20 protein-coding genes and 1 rRNA gene are annotated in these 19,265 nt (G+C 58.1%); 19 read left to right on the top strand and 2 right to left on the bottom strand.

Annotation, left to right across the window (positions count from 1 at the left end; translation table 11 throughout):
* Window positions 1-185: 185 nt before the first annotated feature.
* From KJS47_RS21660 to KJS47_RS21630, 8 genes are all read left to right on the top strand, one after another.
* The gene (locus KJS47_RS21660) at window positions 186-965 is read left to right on the top strand and encodes a hypothetical protein (RefSeq protein ID WP_213527653.1); all 780 of its coding nucleotides are present in this window, start codon (window positions 186-188) and stop codon (window positions 963-965) included.
* A gap of 45 nt (window positions 966-1,010) precedes the next feature.
* Window positions 1,011-1,172: a hypothetical protein gene (locus tag KJS47_RS21655; RefSeq protein ID WP_213527651.1), complete on the top strand. Its 162-nt coding sequence runs from the start codon at window positions 1,011-1,013 to the stop codon at window positions 1,170-1,172.
* Between the two features lie 11 nt (window positions 1,173-1,183).
* Complete coding sequence (locus tag KJS47_RS24305) at window positions 1,184-1,315, top strand: hypothetical protein (protein ID WP_283772101.1); 132 nt, start codon at window positions 1,184-1,186, stop codon at window positions 1,313-1,315.
* A gap of 39 nt (window positions 1,316-1,354) precedes the next feature.
* A complete protein-coding gene (locus tag KJS47_RS21650) occupies window positions 1,355-1,780 on the top strand; it encodes a hypothetical protein (RefSeq protein ID WP_213527649.1) in 426 nt (141 codons plus the stop codon).
* 17 nt (window positions 1,781-1,797) lie between these two features.
* Window positions 1,798-2,280, top strand: coding sequence for a hypothetical protein (locus KJS47_RS21645; protein WP_213527647.1), 483 nt, complete (start codon window positions 1,798-1,800; stop codon window positions 2,278-2,280).
* A 55-nt stretch (window positions 2,281-2,335) separates the two neighbouring features.
* A complete protein-coding gene (locus KJS47_RS21640) occupies window positions 2,336-3,523 on the top strand; it encodes a M24 family metallopeptidase (protein ID WP_213527644.1) in 1,188 nt (395 codons plus the stop codon).
* A 27-nt stretch (window positions 3,524-3,550) separates the two neighbouring features.
* Window positions 3,551-4,435, top strand: coding sequence for a helix-turn-helix domain-containing protein (locus tag KJS47_RS21635; protein WP_213527642.1), 885 nt, complete (start codon window positions 3,551-3,553; stop codon window positions 4,433-4,435).
* 75 nt (window positions 4,436-4,510) lie between these two features.
* Window positions 4,511-5,032 carry an ankyrin repeat domain-containing protein gene (locus KJS47_RS21630; RefSeq protein WP_213527640.1) on the top strand — a complete coding sequence of 174 codons (522 nt, stop codon included), beginning with the start codon at window positions 4,511-4,513 and terminating at the stop codon, window positions 5,030-5,032.
* Window positions 5,033-5,140: 108 nt separating this feature from the next.
* Here KJS47_RS21630 and KJS47_RS21625 read toward each other — a convergent pair whose 3' ends face one another.
* Complete coding sequence (locus KJS47_RS21625; protein ID WP_213527639.1) at window positions 5,141-6,100, bottom strand: HupE/UreJ family protein; 960 nt, start codon at window positions 6,098-6,100, stop codon at window positions 5,141-5,143.
* A 265-nt stretch (window positions 6,101-6,365) separates the two neighbouring features.
* Here KJS47_RS21625 and KJS47_RS21620 point away from each other — a divergent pair, with 265 nt between their 5' ends.
* From KJS47_RS21620 to KJS47_RS21580, 9 genes are all read left to right on the top strand, one after another.
* Window positions 6,366-6,746 carry an ATPase gene (locus tag KJS47_RS21620; RefSeq protein ID WP_213527637.1) on the top strand — a complete coding sequence of 127 codons (381 nt, stop codon included), beginning with the start codon at window positions 6,366-6,368 and terminating at the stop codon, window positions 6,744-6,746.
* A gap of 170 nt (window positions 6,747-6,916) precedes the next feature.
* Window positions 6,917-7,324 (top strand): hypothetical protein, encoded by a 408-nt coding sequence (locus tag KJS47_RS21615; RefSeq protein ID WP_213527635.1) that lies wholly within the window; start codon window positions 6,917-6,919, stop codon window positions 7,322-7,324.
* Window positions 7,325-7,505: 181 nt separating this feature from the next.
* Window positions 7,506-11,018 carry a CheR family methyltransferase gene (locus KJS47_RS21610; RefSeq protein ID WP_249716636.1) on the top strand — a complete coding sequence of 1,171 codons (3,513 nt, stop codon included), beginning with the start codon at window positions 7,506-7,508 and terminating at the stop codon, window positions 11,016-11,018.
* 202 nt (window positions 11,019-11,220) lie between these two features.
* The gene (gatC, locus tag KJS47_RS21605) at window positions 11,221-11,508 is read left to right on the top strand and encodes an Asp-tRNA(Asn)/Glu-tRNA(Gln) amidotransferase subunit GatC (RefSeq protein WP_213527633.1); all 288 of its coding nucleotides are present in this window, start codon (window positions 11,221-11,223) and stop codon (window positions 11,506-11,508) included.
* Between the two features lie 27 nt (window positions 11,509-11,535).
* On the top strand, window positions 11,536-12,993 hold the full coding sequence (gatA, locus tag KJS47_RS21600) for an Asp-tRNA(Asn)/Glu-tRNA(Gln) amidotransferase subunit GatA (RefSeq protein WP_213527631.1): 1,458 nt from the start codon (window positions 11,536-11,538) through the stop codon (window positions 12,991-12,993).
* Between the two features lie 17 nt (window positions 12,994-13,010).
* Complete coding sequence (gene gatB / locus KJS47_RS21595; protein WP_213527629.1) at window positions 13,011-14,456, top strand: Asp-tRNA(Asn)/Glu-tRNA(Gln) amidotransferase subunit GatB; 1,446 nt, start codon at window positions 13,011-13,013, stop codon at window positions 14,454-14,456.
* A 5-nt stretch (window positions 14,457-14,461) separates the two neighbouring features.
* Window positions 14,462-14,932 carry a GNAT family N-acetyltransferase gene (locus KJS47_RS21590; protein WP_213527627.1) on the top strand — a complete coding sequence of 157 codons (471 nt, stop codon included), beginning with the start codon at window positions 14,462-14,464 and terminating at the stop codon, window positions 14,930-14,932.
* Between the two features lie 192 nt (window positions 14,933-15,124).
* A complete protein-coding gene (locus KJS47_RS21585) occupies window positions 15,125-15,559 on the top strand; it encodes a Fur family transcriptional regulator (RefSeq protein WP_213527625.1) in 435 nt (144 codons plus the stop codon).
* 196 nt (window positions 15,560-15,755) lie between these two features.
* The gene (locus tag KJS47_RS21580; protein ID WP_249716634.1) at window positions 15,756-17,504 is read left to right on the top strand and encodes a glycosyl hydrolase family 18 protein; all 1,749 of its coding nucleotides are present in this window, start codon (window positions 15,756-15,758) and stop codon (window positions 17,502-17,504) included.
* A gap of 122 nt (window positions 17,505-17,626) precedes the next feature.
* On the opposite strand, the gene KJS47_RS21575 is transcribed toward KJS47_RS21580, so the two are convergent.
* Window positions 17,627-17,977: a DUF2614 family zinc ribbon-containing protein gene (locus KJS47_RS21575; protein WP_213527775.1), complete on the bottom strand. Its 351-nt coding sequence runs from the start codon at window positions 17,975-17,977 to the stop codon at window positions 17,627-17,629.
* Window positions 17,978-18,155: 178 nt separating this feature from the next.
* Between KJS47_RS21575 and KJS47_RS21570 the strand changes: the two genes are divergently transcribed.
* Together KJS47_RS21570 and KJS47_RS21565 are read left to right on the top strand one after the other, a co-directional pair.
* Window positions 18,156-18,728, top strand: coding sequence for a hypothetical protein (locus tag KJS47_RS21570; protein ID WP_213527623.1), 573 nt, complete (start codon window positions 18,156-18,158; stop codon window positions 18,726-18,728).
* A gap of 334 nt (window positions 18,729-19,062) precedes the next feature.
* Window positions 19,063-19,265 (top strand): 16S ribosomal RNA (locus KJS47_RS21565); the annotation flags it as partial.

Raw genomic sequence — 19,265 nt, 5'->3', positions numbered from 1 at the left:
AAAGGAGGCGGATCGGAATTTCTGTAGAGACCATGGATCGAAAGGAGTGAAGCTCGCTGATTTCAACCGCATCCTTCCACTTGCTGACCATGCTGGAGCATACGCTTCTTTTTCTTCTCCTGTTTGCCGCGGCACTGTTTCTACTTCGGGCGGTGGTGGTGCCGGCCAGGCGCCCCAGCCGCCTCTTGCGAAAGCCTGGTCGGCTCCCGCATGACGCGCCGCCGGCCGCCGGCGTATTGCGCCTGCTGCTTATTGGGCCGGATGCCGCGAAGATCGAGGCATGCCGCCAGCTGCTGGCCGGCTGCGGACTCCGCATCCACCCGCTGCGGTACTGGCTCTGGAAGCGGCTGACGCTGGGCGCCGCCCTACTGGCCGTAGCGATCGGCTATGCCGCGCTTAGCAGGCCTTATCTGGCGCTGTATCTGTCTCCCTACGCGTTCATGGCCACAGGGGGCGGCGCCGGTCTGCTTCTGCTTGCGGACCGGACAGTGCTCGAGGCGATCCGCAGGCAGCGGACGGGTCGCATCGTGAAGGAAATTTATACGATCAGCCGCCAGCTGCTTTATTACAACGGCTCTCGGCTGAATCTCCATGCGAAGCTCGAACGCTGCCTCCCGTTCTCGCGCGGCATCCGCAAGGATTTCGCCCAGCTGCTGAACGAATGGTACTACGATCCGGCGGCGGCGATCGGAGCCTTTCGGCTCCGTCTGGGAACCGATGAGGCGTACAGTTTCGCGGAGACGCTGGACTCGATTCGCAGGCATGAGCATGAGTCCTATTACGATCTGCTGCGGCAGCGGATCGGCGACTACAAGGACCGGATCGAGCTGGCCAAGGAGAGCCGCAAGGAAACCGCCTCGTATCTGCTCTTCCTGCTGGCGGGCATCCCGATTCTCAATACGTTCCGGCTGTTCATCTATCCATGGGTGCAGGAGGGCCAGAAGCTGTTTCAAACTTTGAACTAGAGGCTTGCAAGTCGAATCCTTATATGAGAAGAGAGGAAGCTATCCATGCGCAATATTTTGATGACGGTAATGCTGCTTATTGTGGTCGTCGTTCTGTTCACGAATATCATCACCAACGATTCGACCGGCACCAAGAAGCTGATCCAGGATAAAGGAACATCGATCAATACGGAGATCGGCACGCTCATTCTGCCGGGTGCCAAGTGAGAACACTGCTTGTGACGATGCTCTTGCTGCTGGTTGTGATGGCTGTGTATACCGGGACGGTAGGCGGTCCCGAGGGCACGGGCCATCTGGTGAAGGAAGGCGGCCGGAGCGTCAACCGGACGATCGAGCGGATCAATCCGTAAGCCGGCCGGCTGTTTCGCGGAAAGGAGGAGACCAAAAGCATGAAGCAAATTCTGGTGTTTCTCCTGTTCGCCGCCATGCTGTGTTGGTTCATGTTCGCCCCGATCTACAAGCATGTGCTCATTATGCGCCAGGCCGTGCTGCAGAAGGAAACCGACTACTTGCTTGAAATCGGGGCGAACGGGCGCCACGGGTATATCGACGCCGCCATGATGGCCGAGTCGCGGAGGCGGCTCGAGGATGCGGGCTTCCGTGGCAGCGACGTGTCGTACGAGGTGACGACCACGAGCGGCGCGCCCGGCACCGACCCTACCCGCCCGGTGCCGCGCGGCACCGGCATCCGGCTCGAGATGCGATATCCGTACGACGGCCTGTTCGACATCGACCGGCTGATCGGCATCTCGCCTGCACCCGATGGAGGCTTCCTCGGGGCGGCCGGGATGAAGATGAGCGAGTATGTGCCGTAAAGAAAGGAGGGGCCCACTTGCCTAAGCTGCTGCTCATGCTCCTGCTGGTGGGCTTCCTCTATTCGCTTCATGCGCTGCAGACCGATGAGGAGATCGCCATGCACGCGCTATTCGAGGCCAAGCACGCGATGAACCGGGCCGCCCATGCGGCGGCGCAGCAGGCGGACCGGGACAAGCTGGCGCAGGGCATCCCGGCTGTCGATCCGGCCGCTGCGCGGCAGACGGCGGAGCGTTACCTCCGGGCAAATCTGCGGCTCGACGCCTCCCTGGCTCCCGAAGAGAATGCTTTTCTCCGGGAGCGGGTCGAGCTGCTTGTCTTCGAAGTCATTGGGGAGTCAGTCTCCTTTCCGTACGTCTACAGCCGCCCGGAATACGAGTTTGCCGCCGAGTTCACCCGGCCGGGCGTCGTGCTGATCGCCCGGATCCAGTTCCCCCGCACCTTCTCCGTCCTTGGCCCAATCGAGTGGACGGTGAAGAGTTCCGCCGAGCTTGTGTACTGACCCAGCGCCCTCTGTGTATAATGGACCTTAACCAGAAGATGGGAGGGAACGAGCGGTGAGCATATACAGCATTCGTCAGAATAAGCTCCAGGAACGTTTGAAGGAGCGGGGAATCGACGGAATGGTTGTAACGCAGAACGTATCCATCTATTATTTGACCGGCTCCATGCAGAACGGACTGCTTGTCCTTCCGGCTGAGGGTGAAGCGGTCTATTATGTGCGCCGCAGCGTCGCGCGCGCCAAGGAAGAGTCCTGCTCCCGTGTGGAGGAACAGGGCTCTTTGCGCACGCTCGGAGAGCGGGCTCTTCCGCTTGTGCGCGGGAGAAGCGGACCAGGGGGCCGGCCGGTGCTCGCGGCGGACCTCGACGTACTTCCGGTGCAGACGTTCCGGCGGCTGGAGGAAGCGTTCGGCGACGCCGTCTGGAAGGACGGCTCCGCTCTCCTGCGGGAGCAGAGGATGGTCAAGGGAGAGGAGGAGCTGGACCGGATCCGCGCCGCGGCACGGGTTGCCGAGGAGGCCTTCGAGAAGGCACTTACCTGGCTGGAGCCCGGCCTGACGGATGTCGAGTGGATGACCGAGATCGAGGCGGAGATTCGCCGGCGCGGCCATATCGGACTGATGCGAATGCGAAGCTACAACCAAGAGCTGATCACGGGCATGGTGGGCTCGGGCGCGGAGATGGCGGTGCCGACCTATTTTGACGGGCCCGCAGGCGGCCGTGGGCTGACAGCGGCCAGCCCCCAAGGCGCCGGGCGCAAACGGATCGCCCGCGACGAGCCGATCCTGGTCGATATCGGCTGCTGCATCGACGGATACGTCATCGACCAGACACGGACCGTTGTGATCGGGGAGCTCCCCGAGCGTCTCTTCGCCGCCTACGAGGCATCTGAACGAATTCTTGCGGCATGCGAGGCGATGCTGCGGCCGGGAACCGTTTGCGAGGATATCTATGCCAGAGCGACGGAGCTTGCCGTGAACGAGGGACTCTCCGCTCATTTTATGGGCTATGGAGCGGATCAGGTGCGGTTCATCGGGCACGGCATCGGACTCGAGATCGACGAGTGGCCCGTGCTGGCCAAAGGGTTTCGGCAGCCCCTCGAGCCGGGGATGGTACTTGCCGTCGAGCCGAAGTTCACGTTCCCCGGTCTCGGAGTCGTGGGAATCGAGAACAGCTATGCGATTCGGGAGGACGGCTTCGAGAAGCTGACTTTGACGAGAGAAGGACTGATCCGGCTGCCGTAGCGGCTGGAGATGGGAGGGGAAGCGGTGATGCGGCGGGAACAGGACGATAGGACGGAGCAGGCGCCCGTTTCCGGGGACCCCTTTCCGATTCTTCACGCTAGGAGCAGGAGCTACTATTGGAAAGGAAATGGCGCCCTCTCCATCAAGACCTTTCGGAACGGACGCGCCTTCTATGAGACCGGACGCGGCCATTATGCGGTGGAAGAAGAGTCGTATTTGCTACTGAACGCCGGGCAGGACTATTCTATTTCCATCGAGTCGGAGACGCTGGTGGAATCCTTTTGCCTGTTCTTTCCGCGCCGTTTGGCGGATGAAGTCTACACGGGCCTAATTTGCAGCGCCGGACAGCTATTGGACCGGCCCGACCGTTCAGCTGCCGGAGAAGTGGAATTCGTCGAGCGCACCTATCATCAGGAGGTCCGGATGGCAGCCGTCTTGAATGGGCTGAGACAGGAATACGGGAGCGGGCGGCTCGAGCCGCTCGGACTGGAGGAAGCGTTGCACGGGCTGGCGCAGGAACTGCTCCTCGCCCATTCCCGGGTGCAATCGGAAATGGAGGGGATATCCGCCCTCAAGGCGTCGACGCGCGAGGAGCTGTACCGGCGAGTGCGGGCGGGGCACGAGTATTTGACGGCATACTTCGCCGAGCCCGTCCGTCTGGCGGATGCGGCGCGCGCTTCGTGCCTGTCCCCGAATCATTTCCTCCGCAGCTACAGGGAGCTGTTCGGAATGTCTCCCCACCAGTACCTGACCGAGAAGCGGCTCCAGGAAGCCAGGAAGCTGCTTCTGCGGACCGACAAGACCGTGACCGCCATCTGTCTGGAGGTCGGCTTACAGAGCCCCGGTTCCTTCAGCAGTCTATTCGCCAGGCGGTTCGGCACGAGTCCGTCCCGGCTTCGCTCAAAAAAGTGAGATTCGAGAAGCGCCCGTCCCGGGAGGCGCTATACTTAGAAGCATGCAGGTTAACTGGAAGGGAGACATGGGGATATGGAAACGATGGAACGGACGCGCGAATTGTTTGAGGCTGCGCGCGAAGGGCAAGCGGACCGGCTGAAGGACATGCTGACCGCCGATCCCGCTCTGGCGAACGCAGAGAACGCCGATGGGCTGACCCTGCTCGGGTTTGCGGCGCATTTCGGAAGGACGGTGGCCGTGCAGGCTGTGCTAGATGCGGGGGCTGAAGTGAATGCGCTCTCGCATTCGGTCATTTCCTATATTCCCTCCAACACGGCGCTTCATGCCGCCATTGCGGGAGAACGGGAGCTGGACGTCATTCGGCTGCTCCTCCGACGCGGAGCAGATCCCCGCATTGCGGACAGCAACGGCCATACGCCGCTTCATACCGCCGCCTTTCACGACGACAACGAAGACATTGTCCGGCTGCTGCTCGAGCAGGGAGCGGAGGTCAATGCGAGAGGCGGAGGCGGGGAGACGGCGCTGGCGCTGGCGGTCCAGCGGGGGAACGATTCCGTCGCGGAGATGCTTCGCCGGCACGGCGGCCAGCTGTAACGGATAGGACGGCACAGCGAACAGGCTGCCTGGAGCATACTCCGGCAGCCTGTTTCGTTTGCCGGCCAACCGCCGGTCTGTCCTTGCACAGAAAGCGAAAGACCAACATCAGCTCAGGCCCGGCAGCCAGCCGAGACGGTCCAGAACCCAGTACAGGCTGACGGCAAGCACCAGGCAGGAGGCGCCGCGCAGCCAATAGCGGTGCCAGCGCTGCCGTCTCAGCAGGAGCAGAAGAGGGAGAGCGGCTGCGACCAGAACGAGCTGTCCCGCCTCGACGCCCAGATTGAACGCCAGAAGAGAGCTGAGCAGGTAGGCGGGAGGCAGGCCGATGTCGCCGAGCGCTCCGGCAAAGCCGAGACCGTGAATCAAGCCGAAGCCGAACGTAATGGCCCACCGCACGCGCACGGACTGGCCGAGCAAATTTTCCACGGCGACGTACCCGATGGATAAGGCGATCAGCGCCTCGATCCACCTGGGCTCGAAGCTGATGCGGTCCGTCGCTGCCAGAAACAAGGTGATGCTGTGCGCAGCGGTGAAGGCCGTGACGATCCCAACCGCGTCCTTGACCCGTGTGACGATGAGCAGCAGGGCGAACAGGAACAGCAGATGGTCGGCTCCTCCCCAAATATGCTCGATGCCCAGCAGCAAATACGCCCGGAAGGCAGCTCCAAAGCTGTGGGGACGGTCCGAAGCATAGTGGAACGTGCGGCTGTTGGCCGATAAGATGCCTTGCTCCAGATTGCCGCTGTCGCTGATCAGCAGCTGGCTGAGGTGAGTGGGGTCTAAATCATCGAACAGAAGATTATAATGGAGCATCAGTTCCTTGACCGGCTGCTCCGCCACGTAGCGTAGGGAAAAGGTGAAGCCGGCGTATTCCTTTTTTTCGGGCTTCACCGACACGAGCTCCATACGCATGGGCGTCTCTTCGTTTAGCAGTGTCAGATGCTCGCGCAGGTAGGCTTCCTCTTCCGCTCTCTGCGCGTCGACTTCGTCCCAGGTGACGGCGCCGTCCCGATTCATATCGAACACCAGCATCGCCATCTCGGGCATGAAGAGCTCATAGTCCACCTCTTTCTCGCCTATCGTCAGATGGGAGTAGCTGTTGTTGAGAGGATGCGCGGAGGCGTGTGGGAGAAAAAGCACGAAAACAAGAGGAATCCAGGCGAAACAGAAAGTTGCGAAAAGTTTGGAAATACTGCAAAGTTTCATTGGACACCTCGATCGTTTTTTAGTAGCATAGAGTCCATAGTCGATTTCTTGGTAGATCCTAGAACCGGGACGATCGAACTACTTATTTATTGCAAGCCTGCAAGAGCAAGAGGGGAGAATGGAAATGCTTCGTCTAGGTCAGAAGGTTTGTTTCATTGCCGACAGTTTGGAACAGAATCTTCCATTCGGAGAGTACGGCTACATTATCGCGTATGACAAGAACGCTGACAATATCTTTGATTACGTGGTGCGCGTCCCCAAGGTGGCAAGGCACTATTACGTTCCGGCCAGCGATATCGAGCTGGAAGAAGTGCTGCTGCAGCAGGAGGCCGACCGGATCGAGAAGGAAGCGCTGATCGATTTCGCCTTGTCCACCAAGAATGAAGAATTATTCTTCCGGCTTGTGAAGGGCGAGGAAGAGTTCGAGCCTGCGCAGGAGGCTGTTCAGGAGAGTATGTCGCAAGAAGAATTCATCCGCCAAGTCAACTTGAAAGCTTGGATCTAGTTGACCCTCATAGACTAGGAATCTTCCGGAAACGGAAGATTCTTTTTTTGTTTTCGCTTCCGATTAGGATAGAGACGACAAAATGGATTTTTTTGTATATTTTCATCGCTATTTCCGCTATTCTAATAGAGTAAGCTACTATTCATTTTGCCGTATAAGGAGAGTACTGGATGAAGTATGTATGGATTGGGGTACTGATCATGGTGGCCGGGATTGTCGGGGATGCGTTCGTCTTCTTCGGTCAGGCGGACGGCGATGCCGATACCATGTCGATCTTCAGCTGGGTGATCCTGTTAGGAGGCATTTTCTCTCTGTGGGCTTCCCTGCGCATGAGAAGGAACCGGGGCACCATGCCGGCCATTTTCGTTTATCTGATGGCGATATGCGCCGCCTCGCTCATCATCGGCTGGATATGGGACGGGGTGTTCTATCACTGGCTGGGCTTGGACGAAAGCCTGCAGTTCCTCGCGCACGGCTTCTATGATCTTGGTTCGATTCTGCTGCTGCTGCTGGCTATCGTCGGCTCGATCGTCCAATTGTTCCGCAGGAAGAGCGGGCAATCCACCTTCACCCGATAGCTTCGGCAGACAAGCGATTTGAGCCGGAGGCGGCTTTTCCAATAGCCGTGGTTGGTCCAGCCACGGCTTCTCTGTCGGACGCAGGTCTGGCAGGCCGGATTTCTCTGTCTAGTACTTTTTGCGGCTCTTACCCCAAGGAAGGCGGCTCAATCCATCCATTTAGGAATAGAGGTGTAGCAGTGTGAGCAAGCAAGAGCAAGCGTTTCCGATGGAAGGGGACGGTCTGTCTCCCCATGATTTCGTTGTCGGCATCGGCGCTTCCGCGGATGATTTGGAAGCGCTTCATCTTTTGCTGGATGCGGTTCCTCTCCCCAGCAGAACGGCATTCGTGCTCGTTCAGTCCTCCGTCTCGTCCGCCAGACTGACGGTGGATATGCTATCGGGTCTTTCCCGTCTGCCCGTGTTCGAAGTGCGCAGCGGCACGAGAGTGCTGCCGGATGCCGTCTATTTGGTCCCCGCCGGGAAGGTGATGCGCTTCGAAAAAGGTCTGCTTCGCACGTTTTCTACGGATGTCCGGTTCCACCCTCGGCCGCTGGATACGCTTCTTCAGTCGCTCGCGGCAGAGCGGGGCAGCCGGGCGGCCGGCGTCGTGCTGTCTGCAGGAGAAGGGGATGGGGCGCTGGGAATCCGGTCACTGCGGGAGGGAGGCGGGTTAGTCTTCGCTTGGGGAAACTGGGCAGCGGCGGATACGGGGTGGACGGGCAAGGTGGATGCCGTGCTGCCTCCCCGTGAGATCGCCGGAACGCTCTGCCAGTTGGGCCGTGCTCACGGCGCAGACGAGGAGCCGCCATCTCTAGCGGCGACAGAGCAAGGTCTGCGCGAGCTGTTTGAACGAATCAAGAGACAGAGCGGCATTGACTTTTTTTCCTATAAACGCAATACGGTGCTTCGCCGTCTCGAACGGCGGATGGCGATGAACGAGTTTCGAGAGCTGACTGACTATTTGGCCTACATAGAGGGAAACCGGGAAGAGACCGAAGCCCTCGGCAGGGACTTGCTGATCGGCGTGACTCAATTTTTTCGGGATCCCGAAGCATTCCATATTCTGCAGAACGAGTCGGTCCCCGAGCTGTTCGCCCGGCTGGGGGACAGGAAGGAACTGCGAGTCTGGGTCGCCTGCTGTTCCACCGGAGAAGAAGCCTATTCCGTCGCCATGGTGCTCAAGCATTACAGAGACGAGCATCGCCCCGACTGCGCCATCAAGATTTTTGCAACCGACATCGATAAAGGGGCCATAGACTTCGCGAGTAGAGGCTGTTATTCGGAATCTTCGGTCCAGCATGTGCCCGAGCCCTTTTTTCACAAGTATCTGATACAGGGAGAGGCAGGAAGCTATCAGGTTGCCAAGGAGATTCGGCGCCTCATCTTGTTCGCTCCGCATAATCTCATCCAGGATCCTCCCTTCCGTCAGATGGATCTGATCACCTGCCGCAACATGCTTATTTACCTGCAGGCCGAGACCCGAGACCGGGTGCTGCAGCTCTTTCCCGGCGTGCTGAACGAAGGCGGCTATCTAGTTCTCGGTCCGAGCGAGAGCCCGGGCGTGGTGACCCGGATGTTCGATCCGGTCGACCGGCGCTGGAGCGTCTACCGGAGGAGAGGGGGCGGGCTGCATACTGCCGGCTCTGGAGCGGGTTCCGCTGCGGACGAGCCGCTCCTCCCCTTTCGCCTGGGAAGCCTGCCCTCCCTGGCGTCACTGCAGAAACGCCGGCAGCCGGACGAGCTGTACGCGGCGCTTGTAGAGGAACAGTTTCCGCCCGCCCTTGTCGTGGACGAGAATAATGAGGTCGTTCATCTCACAGGCGAGGTCACACCCTACTTGAGTCTGGCGAAGGGAAGACCCAGCTGGAACCTCTACAAGCTGATGGATGCGCAGCTGGCGGTCGCGGTCGCAACGGCGTTGCAGGCCGCCCGCCGGGACGCGCGGCCGATCAGCCGGTCGCTCCGTCTGAACGGCCGTCCTCCCGGGCAGATGATCCGACTGACGGTTCGCCCTCTCTCGGCGAAGAACCGGACGCTTGCCGGTCTGATGCTCGTGCTGTTCGAGGAGACGGCGAATGCGGCGCTTGCCCCCGCTGTTTCCCTGCCGCATGACGGGGCGGACAGCCGGAGAGTAGCCGGGCTGGAGCGGGAGCTGATGGAGGCCGAGGAGCGGCTGCAGGAGGCGATCGTGGAGCTGGAAGCGTCCCATGAGGAGCTCCAGGTGACCAACGAAGAGCTGCTGACAGCGAACGAGGAGCTGCAGAGCATGAACGAGGAGCTGCTGGCCGTGAACAGCGAGCACCAGCAGAAGATCCGGGAATTGACCGAGCTGAACAATGACATGACGAATTTCTTGGTCAGCACGCGAATCGGCACCGTCTTTCTCGATCGCCAGCTCTGCATTCGCCGGTTCACTCCCGCGATCACGGCGGAGATTCCTATGCTGGAGACGGATCGCGGCCGGCCCATCTCGCATCTGTCCCATAATTTCAAGTACACCCATCTGGTGCGGGACGCCAAAAAAGTGCTCGGCACTCTCGTTCCGATCGAGAGGGAGATCCAGAGCCGCACGGGCAAGTGGTACAGCATGCGGATTCAGCCTTACCGCAAGGCCGACCAGTCAGTCGACGGCATCGTGCTTACGTTCGTGGACATCACCGAGCTCAAATCGGCCAACGAGGAGCTGCTTCAGCTCTCCTATGCGGTAGAGCAGAGTCCTGGCATGATGGTGATTGCCGATCTGGAAGGACGCATCGCATATGTCAACCCGCAGTTCACCAAGGTGACCGGCTATTCCTCCGAGGAAGCAATTGGCCGGTGCCTGCGCGGGCTGAATGAATGGGGGACGAGCACGCGTCCGCCGGGAGAGGTCTGGCTATCCGTCCTGCACGGACAGCCTTGGGAGGGCGAGCTGGAGAGCCGGCGCAAGGACGAGACGGTATTTTGGGAAAAGGTGCGTCTCCTGCCGATCCAGGATCCGAAGGGGAAGCCCATGCAGGTGCTCAAAGTTTCGGAAGACATCACCGCTCAAAAGACGACCGAGGAGCTGCTGCGCAAATCCGAGATGCTGTCTGCGGTCGGCCAACTGGCGGCCGGCATCGCACATGAAATCCGCAACCCGCTCACGGCGCTCAAAGGCTTTACCAAGCTGATCGCGTCGGGCATGAACAGCAGCAATTACGTGACGATCATGGACGGCGAGCTGAACCGGATCGAGCATATCGTCAGCGAGCTGCTGGTGCTGGCAAAGCCGCAGGCGCTCGATTTTCAGAGGAAGCCCATCGTGCCGATTCTGCAGGATGTCATCATGCTGCTGGACACGCAGGCGATCTTAAGCAACGTGGAGATCCGGACGGACTTTGCAGAGGCAGTGCCGCAGGTGCTGTGCGTGGAAAATCAATTGAAGCAGGTCTTCATTAACATTCTGAAGAACGCCTTGGAGGCGATTCCGGAGGGAGGGACCGTTGACGTCGGTGTGAAGGTAGAGGGAGACGGGGCGGTCCGTATTCACTTCCGGGACAGCGGCGTCGGCATTCCGGCGGGCAAGCTGGCAAGGCTGGGCGAACCGTTTTATTCGACCAAGGACAAAGGGACCGGTCTCGGACTGATGGTCAGCTACAAAATCATCGAAACCCATAAAGGAACGATCCGCTATACCAGTGAGGAAGGCAAAGGGACGACGGTCGCAATTACGCTCCCCGGTCTCCCTTGACCGAGCGGGAGTTAGGACGGACAGAGGCCCGGGCGATCAGCACCGGGCCTCTGTCCGTTGCCGGGACCCATCCGCCAGATAGCGGAGCAAGGATAAGAACGTAGAATTTCGACAGAAAAATGTCGGTTCCTGCCAATTGAGTTGAAAAACCAACTAAGCTATAATGATAAGAATGATTTTTCGTTAAGAAAGGATGCCAGTTATGTCGATTTCGATCCATGATGTCGAGCACGTGGCCAAGCTGGCCCGGCTTGATCTAACCGACGCGGAGAAGGAAACGTTCACGGAGCAGTTGAATGCGATTCTGCGGTACGCGGAGCAATTGAATGCGCTTGACACGGAGAATGTCGAGCCGACCACTCACGTCATTCCGGTCGCCAACGTCATGCGGGACGACGAAGCGAGACCTTCCTTGCCGATCGACCGCGTCATGTTGAACGCGCCCGACGAAGAGGACGGCCAGTTCAAGGTGCCGGCCGTATTGGAATAACAGGACGGAACAAGGGAGGACAAGACGTTGTCACTGCTTAATCAGTCACTTCAACAAGTACATAACGGTTTAGTCAATAAAGATTACAGCGTCGCCGAGCTCGTGGAGCAGTCGCTCAACCGCATCCGCGATGTGGACGGCAAAGTGCGGGCTTTCCTGTCGGTACACGAACAAGAAGCGCTCGCAGCGGCACGCAAGCTCGACGGTGTATTGGCCGAGGGAGGAGAGCGCGGCCTGCTGTTCGGCCTGCCTGCCGGCATCAAGGACAATATGGCCACGGATGGCTTTCCTACCACATGCGCGAGCAAATTTCTGGAGAATTACACGGCCGTCTATGACGCCACCGTCGTCCGCAAGCTGAAGGATGCGCAGGCGGTCATGGTCGGCAAGCTGAACATGGACGAGTTTGCAATGGGCGGGTCCAACGAGAATTCGGGCTTCCACCCTACCTTTAATCCGTGGAACCTGGACTTCGTGCCGGGCGGCTCGAGCGGCGGCTCCGCGGCGTCGGTTGCAGCCGGAGAAGTCTATTTTTCGCTCGGCTCCGACACCGGTGGCTCCATCCGCCAGCCGGCCGCTTACTGCGGCGTCGTCGGCCTTAAGCCGACCTACGGGCTCGTCTCCCGGTTCGGGCTGGTCGCCTTCGCTTCCTCGCTCGATCAGATCGGACCGATTACGAAGAATGTGGAAGATGCCGCTTATGTGCTCCAGGCGATTGCCGGGCACGATCCGATGGATTCGACCTCCGCGCAGGTGGACATCCCGGATTATTTGAGTTCCCTTACCGGTGATGTCTCCGGACTGCGGATCGCCGTGCCAAGCGAATATCTTGGAGAAGGAGTCGATCCGGCTGTCAAGGCTGCGGTTCGGGAAGCGCTGAGCGTCCTCGAAGGCATGGGAGCGGTATGGGAAGAGGTCTCGCTGCCTCACACGGAATATGCAGTGGCGGCCTACTATCTGCTCGCCTCTTCCGAGGCGTCCTCGAATCTCGCCCGCTATGATGGGGTCCGCTACGGCGTCCGTACGGCCAATGCCGACAATCTGCTCGAGATGTACACCCGCTCGCGCAGCGAGGGCTTCGGCCCGGAGGTGAAGCGCCGCATCATGCTGGGCACGTATGCCCTCAGCTCCGGTTATTACGACGCTTATTATTTGAAAGCGCAGAAGGTCCGCACTTTGATCAAACAGGACTTCGATCGCGTCTTCGACAACTACGACGTCATCATTGGACCGACCGCTCCGACGCCGGCCTTCCGGATCGGCTCGCAGGTGGAGGATCCGCTCACGATGTACTTGAACGATATTTTGACCATACCGGTCAGCCTTGCCGGCGTCCCGGCCATCAGCGTGCCCTGCGGCATGGCGGACGGCCTGCCGATCGGGCTGCAAATTATCGGCAAAGCACTGGACGAAGCCACCGTGCTTCGGGTAGCGCACGCCTATGAACAGCATACCGACCATCACACCCGGCGGCCGAGCCTGTAGGAGAGGAGAGCGTACAGATGACAACGACATCCCAACGATACGAAACGGTGATCGGGCTGGAAGTGCATGTCGAGCTGCACACGAAGTCCAAAATTTTTTGCGGCTGCGCCACCTCCTTCGGGGCGCCGCCCAATACGAACACCTGCCCCATTTGCTTGGGGCATCCAGGCGTTCTGCCGGTGCTGAACCGGCAGGCGGTCGAATATGCGATGAAGGCCGCCATGGCGCTGAATTGCACCATCAATACCGAAACCAAGTTCGACCGTAAAAACTACTTTTATCCGGATTCGCCGAAGGCCTATCAGATTTCGCAGTATGACAAGCCGATCGGGGAGCATGGCTGGATCGAGATCGAGGTGAACGGCGAAACCAAGCGGATCGGGATTACCCGCCTCCATCTGGAGGAGGATGCGGGCAAGCTGACGCACGTCGACGGAGGATATGCCTCTCTCGTCGATTTCAACCGTGTAGGAACGCCGCTTATCGAGATTGTCTCGGAACCTGATCTTCGTTCGCCGGAGGAGGCACGCGCCTATCTGGAGAAGCTGAGGGCGATCATGCAATACTGCGACGTCTCGGACGTCAAGATGGAGGAAGGCTCGCTCCGCTGCGATGCGAACATCAGCCTTCGCCCGTTTGGGCAGCAGGAATTCGGGACCAAAGCGGAGCTGAAGAACATGAACTCCTTCCGCGGCGTGCAGAAGGGGCTGGAATACGAGGAGATCCGCCAGGCCGACGTCCTCGACAGCGGAGAGAAGGTTGTGCAGGAGACCCGGCGCTGGGACGATGCCCAGGGTCGGACGCTCTCCATGCGCAGCAAAGAAGAGGCCCACGATTACCGGTACTTCCCCGATCCGGACCTCGTTCGAGTACAGATCGAAGAGGACTGGATGAATCGCGTTCGCGCTTCGATTCCCGAGCTGCCGGACGCCCGGAAAGCCCGGTATGTGAGCGTGCTCGGCCTACCATCCTACGACGCCGAGGTGCTGACCTCGTCCAAAGAGCTGGCTGACTTCTTCGAGGACAGCCTTCAGCATACATCCGACGCCAAAGCCGTCTCCAACTGGATCATGGGCGACCTGCTCCGCTATCTGAACGAGAACAATCTCGAGATGAGCGCCATCCAGACGACCGGACAAGCGTTGGGCGAGATGATCAGCCTGATCGAGAAAGGGACGATTAGCGGCAAGATCGCGAAAACCGTCTTCAAGGAAATGCTCGAGACTGGCAAAGCCCCGGCCCAGATCGTCGAAGAGAAGGGCCTCGTCCAGATCAGCGACGAAGGAGCGATCCGCGGCATTGTCGAGCAGATCGTGGCGAACAATCCGCAATCCGTTGAGGATTACAGGGCCGGCAAAGAAAAAGCCGTCGGCTTCCTGGTCGGCCAGGTCATGAAGGAAACGAAGGGCAAGGCCAACCCGGGCTTGGTCAATAAGCTGATCGTCGAGACGCTGAACCGGTAGTCGCGATGATCAGCCCAATTCCGGTCGAAGACCGTCATGCGGCGCTGGAGCTGCTCTCCCTTCAGATGCAGGCCTATTTGGTGGAAGCCGAACGGATCGGCTTCCCCGACCTGCCGCCGCTTGCAGATACGCTGGATGCGCTTCAGAGCTCGGAGGAGCAGTTCTTTGGCGTGCGGATGGATGGCGAGCTGGCGGGGGCGATCGCTTACACCCGGGAGGAACGGCTCGTCACCATTTGCCGGCTTATGGTCAGCCCCCGGTTTTTCCGCCGGGGGATCGGCCGGGCGCTGCTTCGTTTCGTGGAGGAGAAAGAGACGGGGGCTGCCGCCTTCTTGGTATCGACCGCCACGGCGAATGAACCGGCCGTCCGGCTTTATGAGCAGGCCGGCTACCGAAAAGCGGAGGAACGTCCGATCGCACCCGGTATTTCCCTGACCTATTTTCGCAAAGAGATCCGCCTTACGGGGCAAAATTAAAGCCGGGCAACCGGCTTTTTTTTCGTTGCATTAGAGCTTGCGGTCAAGCACCGGACGCCGGCCCGCCGTTGACAAAGGAAAACGGGAGGGCTTAGAATAAAGGGTAACCTTGTAACCGGTAACTGCCAATCCGGCGGGCCGGTGCGCCAGAACGAGGAAGACGAAATTTTGAAAAGCAATGGTGGTGACGATATGACGAACCGTTTGGAACAGGCATTGGGCAAGCTGAAGCATTCCGGTGTCCGAATGACGCCTCAGCGATATGCGATTTTGTCCCATCTGCTGAACGCTACTTCCCACCCGACGGCCGACGACATCTATAGAGCGCTGGAAGACAAGTTTCCAAACATGAGTGTCGCTACCGTATATAACAATCTGAAAGTCTTTATCGAAACCGGACTGGTCCGCGAACTGACATTCGGAGACAACTCCAGCCGATTTGATGCGGATATGTCGAGTCATTATCATGCGCAATGCGACCAATGCGGCAAGATCGTGGACTTCCATTTCCCTACCTTGACGGAGATTGAACATACGGCGGCGGTGGAGACCGGCTTCCAAGTCCGCGGCCACAGGCTCGACGTGCATGGAGTGTGCAAGGATTGCCAGAGCCGGATGACCCACTAGCAGCAATCTCCCATTATTTGGTTTCCGTTCGATAGCTTTGTTGCTATAATAGACGTGCCTGCGGCTTGTCCGCGGCAGCGTCTTTTTTTATGCCTTCTCGAGTAGAGGAGGATGGTTCGTCTTTCGATAGAGTAGGAGAGGATTCTAGTAGTAACCGATTTAGCTATCCCTGATCTCAGCTAGAAGGAAGTGACCTATGGAGCCCATGTACACCCCGAGAGCCGGCAGGCCTCCGTCCTCCGGATGGAAGCGCAGACTGCTCCGGACTTGTTTGGCCCTTATTCTGCTTGTCAGTGCCCTAGGCATTTGGGGCTATTATGCTTGGCCGAATCGGACGCTTGTCCTTCCCGATTGGGGAGGATTGGAGCGGCCCGTACTATATAAAGGACAGCTGTTTGAGCAATCCGCTACCGGGACGGGGGAATCTCTTAAACTTCCTTTTACCTTCCTGAAAGGATCGATCGATCCGACGATGCGGTATGAGGAAGCTACGCAATCGATCATTATGACGACGAGCGATAAGGTCGTGAGGCTCAAAACGAGCCAATTGACGGCAATGGTGAATGAGAAGCCGTTCGAGCTCCGGACGGCTGTGGAGAAGGTACAGGGAGTAGTGACGGTCCCGCTCGAGCCTCTTAAGGATTTGTATGCGCTGGATATTCAGGAACCGTCTGATACGGGGGCGGTGATCGTCCGCAGGGCGGGAGACACGATCCAATGGGCCAAGGCCGGCAGAGCGGGAGATAAACCGGAGAAGACGCGTGCGCTTCGCCAGGGTCCCTCCGTCAAGTCGCCCGTCTATGCCAACGTTTTGTCGGGCGAGTCTCTCATGATCTGGGGCGAGGAGGAAGGCTGGTACCGGGTGCAGCTTAGCAGCGGGATCGTCGGTTATATGAAGAAAGAGGATGCCGTGCTCGACCGCGTAGAGACGATTCCGCTTCCGGAGAAGAAGAAGCCGTTCGTTCCCTGGAAGCCGATTGGCGGCAAGATCAACTTGACGTGGCAGCAGGTGGCCTCACGCAATCCCGATGTAACCAAAATCGGCGACATGCCGGGCCTGAATGTGATTAGTCCCCAATGGTTTCACCTTGAGGACGGAGAAGGCACGCTTAAAAATATGGCCGATGCAGGGGTAGTGAAATGGGCGCATGACCGGGGATATCAGGTATGGGCGCTCTTCAGCAACGGCTTCGAGCCCAAACAAACATCCGAAGCGTTAGCTACCTATGACAAGCGGATGAAGATGATCATGCAGCTGGTGAGCTATGCTCAGATGTACGGCATCCAGGGCATTAACGTCGATTTTGAGAATGTGTATCTGAAGGACAAGGAGAATATGGTGCAGTTCATGCGGGAACTGGCTCCCCTGCTTCATGAGCAGGGACTGGTTGTCTCGATCGACGTTACGGTCAAGGACGGCTCCGAGACTTACTCGCTGTTCTTGGACCGAGAAGCCATCGGCCAGGTAGTCGACTATATGATGGTCATGACGTACGACGAGCATTGGGCTACCAGCCCTACGGCAGGCTCGGTTGCTTCCCTTCCCTGGGTGGAGAAGGGGATCGACAAGATCATGAAGGAGGATGGCGTTCCGGCCTCCAAGCTCCTTCTTGGCGTTCCTTATTATACCCGCATCTGGACGGAACAAACGGTGGACGGCAAACGCAAGGTGACTTCCAAGGCTGTCTCCATGGAGACGATACAGAAGCTGATCGAGGAGAAGAAGTTGAAGCCGGAGCTTCAGTCCGAGACGGGTCAGGATTACGTCCAGTATACGGAGGACGACAAGACGATCAAAATATGGATCGAGAACGCCGCATCGATGAAGAGGAGGGCGGAGCTTGTCAAGAAATTCGACCTTGCCGGGATTGCCAGTTGGAGCCGGGGATTCGAGACGCCCGATATTTGGCCGGTGATCCGCGACACGATGACCAAGCTTCCGTAACGGCTTACGGCGGCGCCACGGCAAGCCTGCAGCTAGCTAACGGACTGGCAATACCTGCTCACAGCAAAAAGCCCATCGGTTGCGATGGGCTTTTTGGTCGTTCTCGAGTTTTTGCGAAGGAGCTAGGCTTCTTCGACCGCGGTCTCCGGCTTGTGCTTGGGATCCACGGTAAGGATGGTTTTGCAGAACATGCAGCGATCCGTCTTCCCGATCATTTTGGTCATTTTGCCGCATTCCGGACACTCCAGCGGGTAAGCGCTGGTGGACATCATCCCTGCCCAGAAATAAACTCCCATGCTGCAAACAATACTAATGGTGCCGAGGACGAAAAAGATCGCGGCCATAATTTTCCCGGCGACGCCCCATTGAAAGACGATGCCGGCCAGGCCGACAATCATCAGAAGGAGGCCGAACATGGTAAGCAGCAGCCCCCATAGCCGGAATTCATTCACTTTGCTGGATTTCAATAGCATCATGGTCCAACTTCTTTCTGTACAAAATCATCCGCAAGGCAGGAAACCGTCACGGAATGTAGAATTCTCTTCATAAACCGCCGTCGAATCATTTTCATTATATAGAAGTGGGACGAGGGTGACAAGGAAGATTGCGCGTGCGTGCAGGCTTCTTACGTTAGGTAGGGAGAGATGACTAGTGGAATCATTCGCATTCCCGGACAGCGGGTTCAACGGAGATCTTGTCACGATGGACAAAGAACAGGCGCTTCTGCTCGAGTTCTCCAAGTTTCTCCGCAAGTATTTGCTCGCCAAAGAATGTTTCCTTCACGAGCAATTGCTCGATGCTTACAGCTCCATCGAGTCTGCCCTGCACCATTGGGCTAGGATTGTCATTCTCGAACAAGGAGAACTGCCGGAGGTTACCCTTTGGGAGCAGGCCAAGCGAGTCAATCCAGGCGTCTATAAGATGTATGAAGAGCTGATGTTCAGCTCGGAAACAATCGAGCAGAGGATCCAGCTGATTTTGCTTGCATGCGAATTTGCCGTTATGTCCAAAATGGAGCTGTGCTGCGAGCCGCTGCTCAGGCTCCTTCGGAGCCGCCAGCAGGGATGGACGATAGAGGAATTGCAGAGTCAACCTGCGCTTGGCGGCTTGCCGATCGATTGGGGACAGCTGCTCGGTAAGATGGTGCAGAAGTCTTTGATTCACCGGCTTTCGCTTGGTACCGATTCGCTGACAGAAGAAGCGGAAATTCGCTATGTTAAATAATTTTTCAACAAAGCTTGACACAAGTCCACGGTCCATGGTAAATTAGATTTCGCCGCTTCGGACGGCCGGTTGCATACAGAGAGCCGGACAAGCAAGCTCAAAAAGAAATTAAAAAAAAAAGCTTGCAACCGACGAACGGATATGATAGTATATAAGAGTCGCTGATAACGAGGCGATGAACAAACGAAACACCAAATGCCCTTTGAAAACTGAACAACGAGTGAGTAAATTAAGCCAGCGCAGTGCGGTTTTCGAACCCATTGCAACTGTTTGAACAAATGAGCGAATCGCTCTTTCTTTAAAACGTTTCAAGATCTTCGGGTCTTGGGGCACTTTTATGGAGAGTTTGATCCTGGCTCAGGACGAACGCTGGCGGCGTGCCTAATACATGCAAGTCGAGCGGAGCTAACGAGAAGCTTGCTTCTCTGATGCTTAGCGGCGGACGGGTGAGTAACACGTAGGCAACCTGCCCATAAGATCGGGATAACTCACGGAAACGTGAGCTAAGACCGGATAGTTGAGAGTGTCGCCTGGCAT

It is taken from the genome of Paenibacillus sp. J31TS4, assembly GCF_018403265.1.
Taxonomy (GTDB): domain Bacteria; phylum Bacillota; class Bacilli; order Paenibacillales; family NBRC-103111; genus J31TS4.
Note: the sequence above shows the minus strand (reverse complement) of the source record. Positions and strands in the feature narration are given on the sequence as shown.

What these genes read in the sequence shown, in the direction of transcription:
- KJS47_RS21655 (WP_213527651.1), top strand. Translation starts at nt 1,011, where the DNA reads ATGCGCAATATTTTGATGACGGTAATGCTGCTTATTGTGGTCGTCGTT.
- KJS47_RS21650 (WP_213527649.1), top strand. Translation starts at nt 1,355, where the DNA reads ATGAAGCAAATTCTGGTGTTTCTCCTGTTCGCCGCCATGCTGTGTTGG.
- KJS47_RS21635 (WP_213527642.1), top strand. Translation starts at nt 3,551, where the DNA reads ATGCGGCGGGAACAGGACGATAGGACGGAGCAGGCGCCCGTTTCCGGG.
- KJS47_RS21630 (WP_213527640.1), top strand. Translation starts at nt 4,511, where the DNA reads ATGGAAACGATGGAACGGACGCGCGAATTGTTTGAGGCTGCGCGCGAA.
- KJS47_RS21620 (WP_213527637.1), top strand. Translation starts at nt 6,366, where the DNA reads ATGCTTCGTCTAGGTCAGAAGGTTTGTTTCATTGCCGACAGTTTGGAA.
- KJS47_RS21615 (WP_213527635.1), top strand. Translation starts at nt 6,917, where the DNA reads ATGAAGTATGTATGGATTGGGGTACTGATCATGGTGGCCGGGATTGTC.
- gatC (WP_213527633.1), top strand. Translation starts at nt 11,221, where the DNA reads ATGTCGATTTCGATCCATGATGTCGAGCACGTGGCCAAGCTGGCCCGG.
- gatB (WP_213527629.1), top strand. Translation starts at nt 13,011, where the DNA reads ATGACAACGACATCCCAACGATACGAAACGGTGATCGGGCTGGAAGTG.
- KJS47_RS21590 (WP_213527627.1), top strand. Translation starts at nt 14,462, where the DNA reads ATGATCAGCCCAATTCCGGTCGAAGACCGTCATGCGGCGCTGGAGCTG.
- KJS47_RS21585 (WP_213527625.1), top strand. Translation starts at nt 15,125, where the DNA reads ATGACGAACCGTTTGGAACAGGCATTGGGCAAGCTGAAGCATTCCGGT.
- KJS47_RS21580 (WP_249716634.1), top strand. Translation starts at nt 15,756, where the DNA reads ATGGAGCCCATGTACACCCCGAGAGCCGGCAGGCCTCCGTCCTCCGGA.
- KJS47_RS21575 (WP_213527775.1), bottom strand. Translation starts at nt 17,977, where the DNA reads ATGCTATTGAAATCCAGCAAAGTGAATGAATTCCGGCTATGGGGGCTG.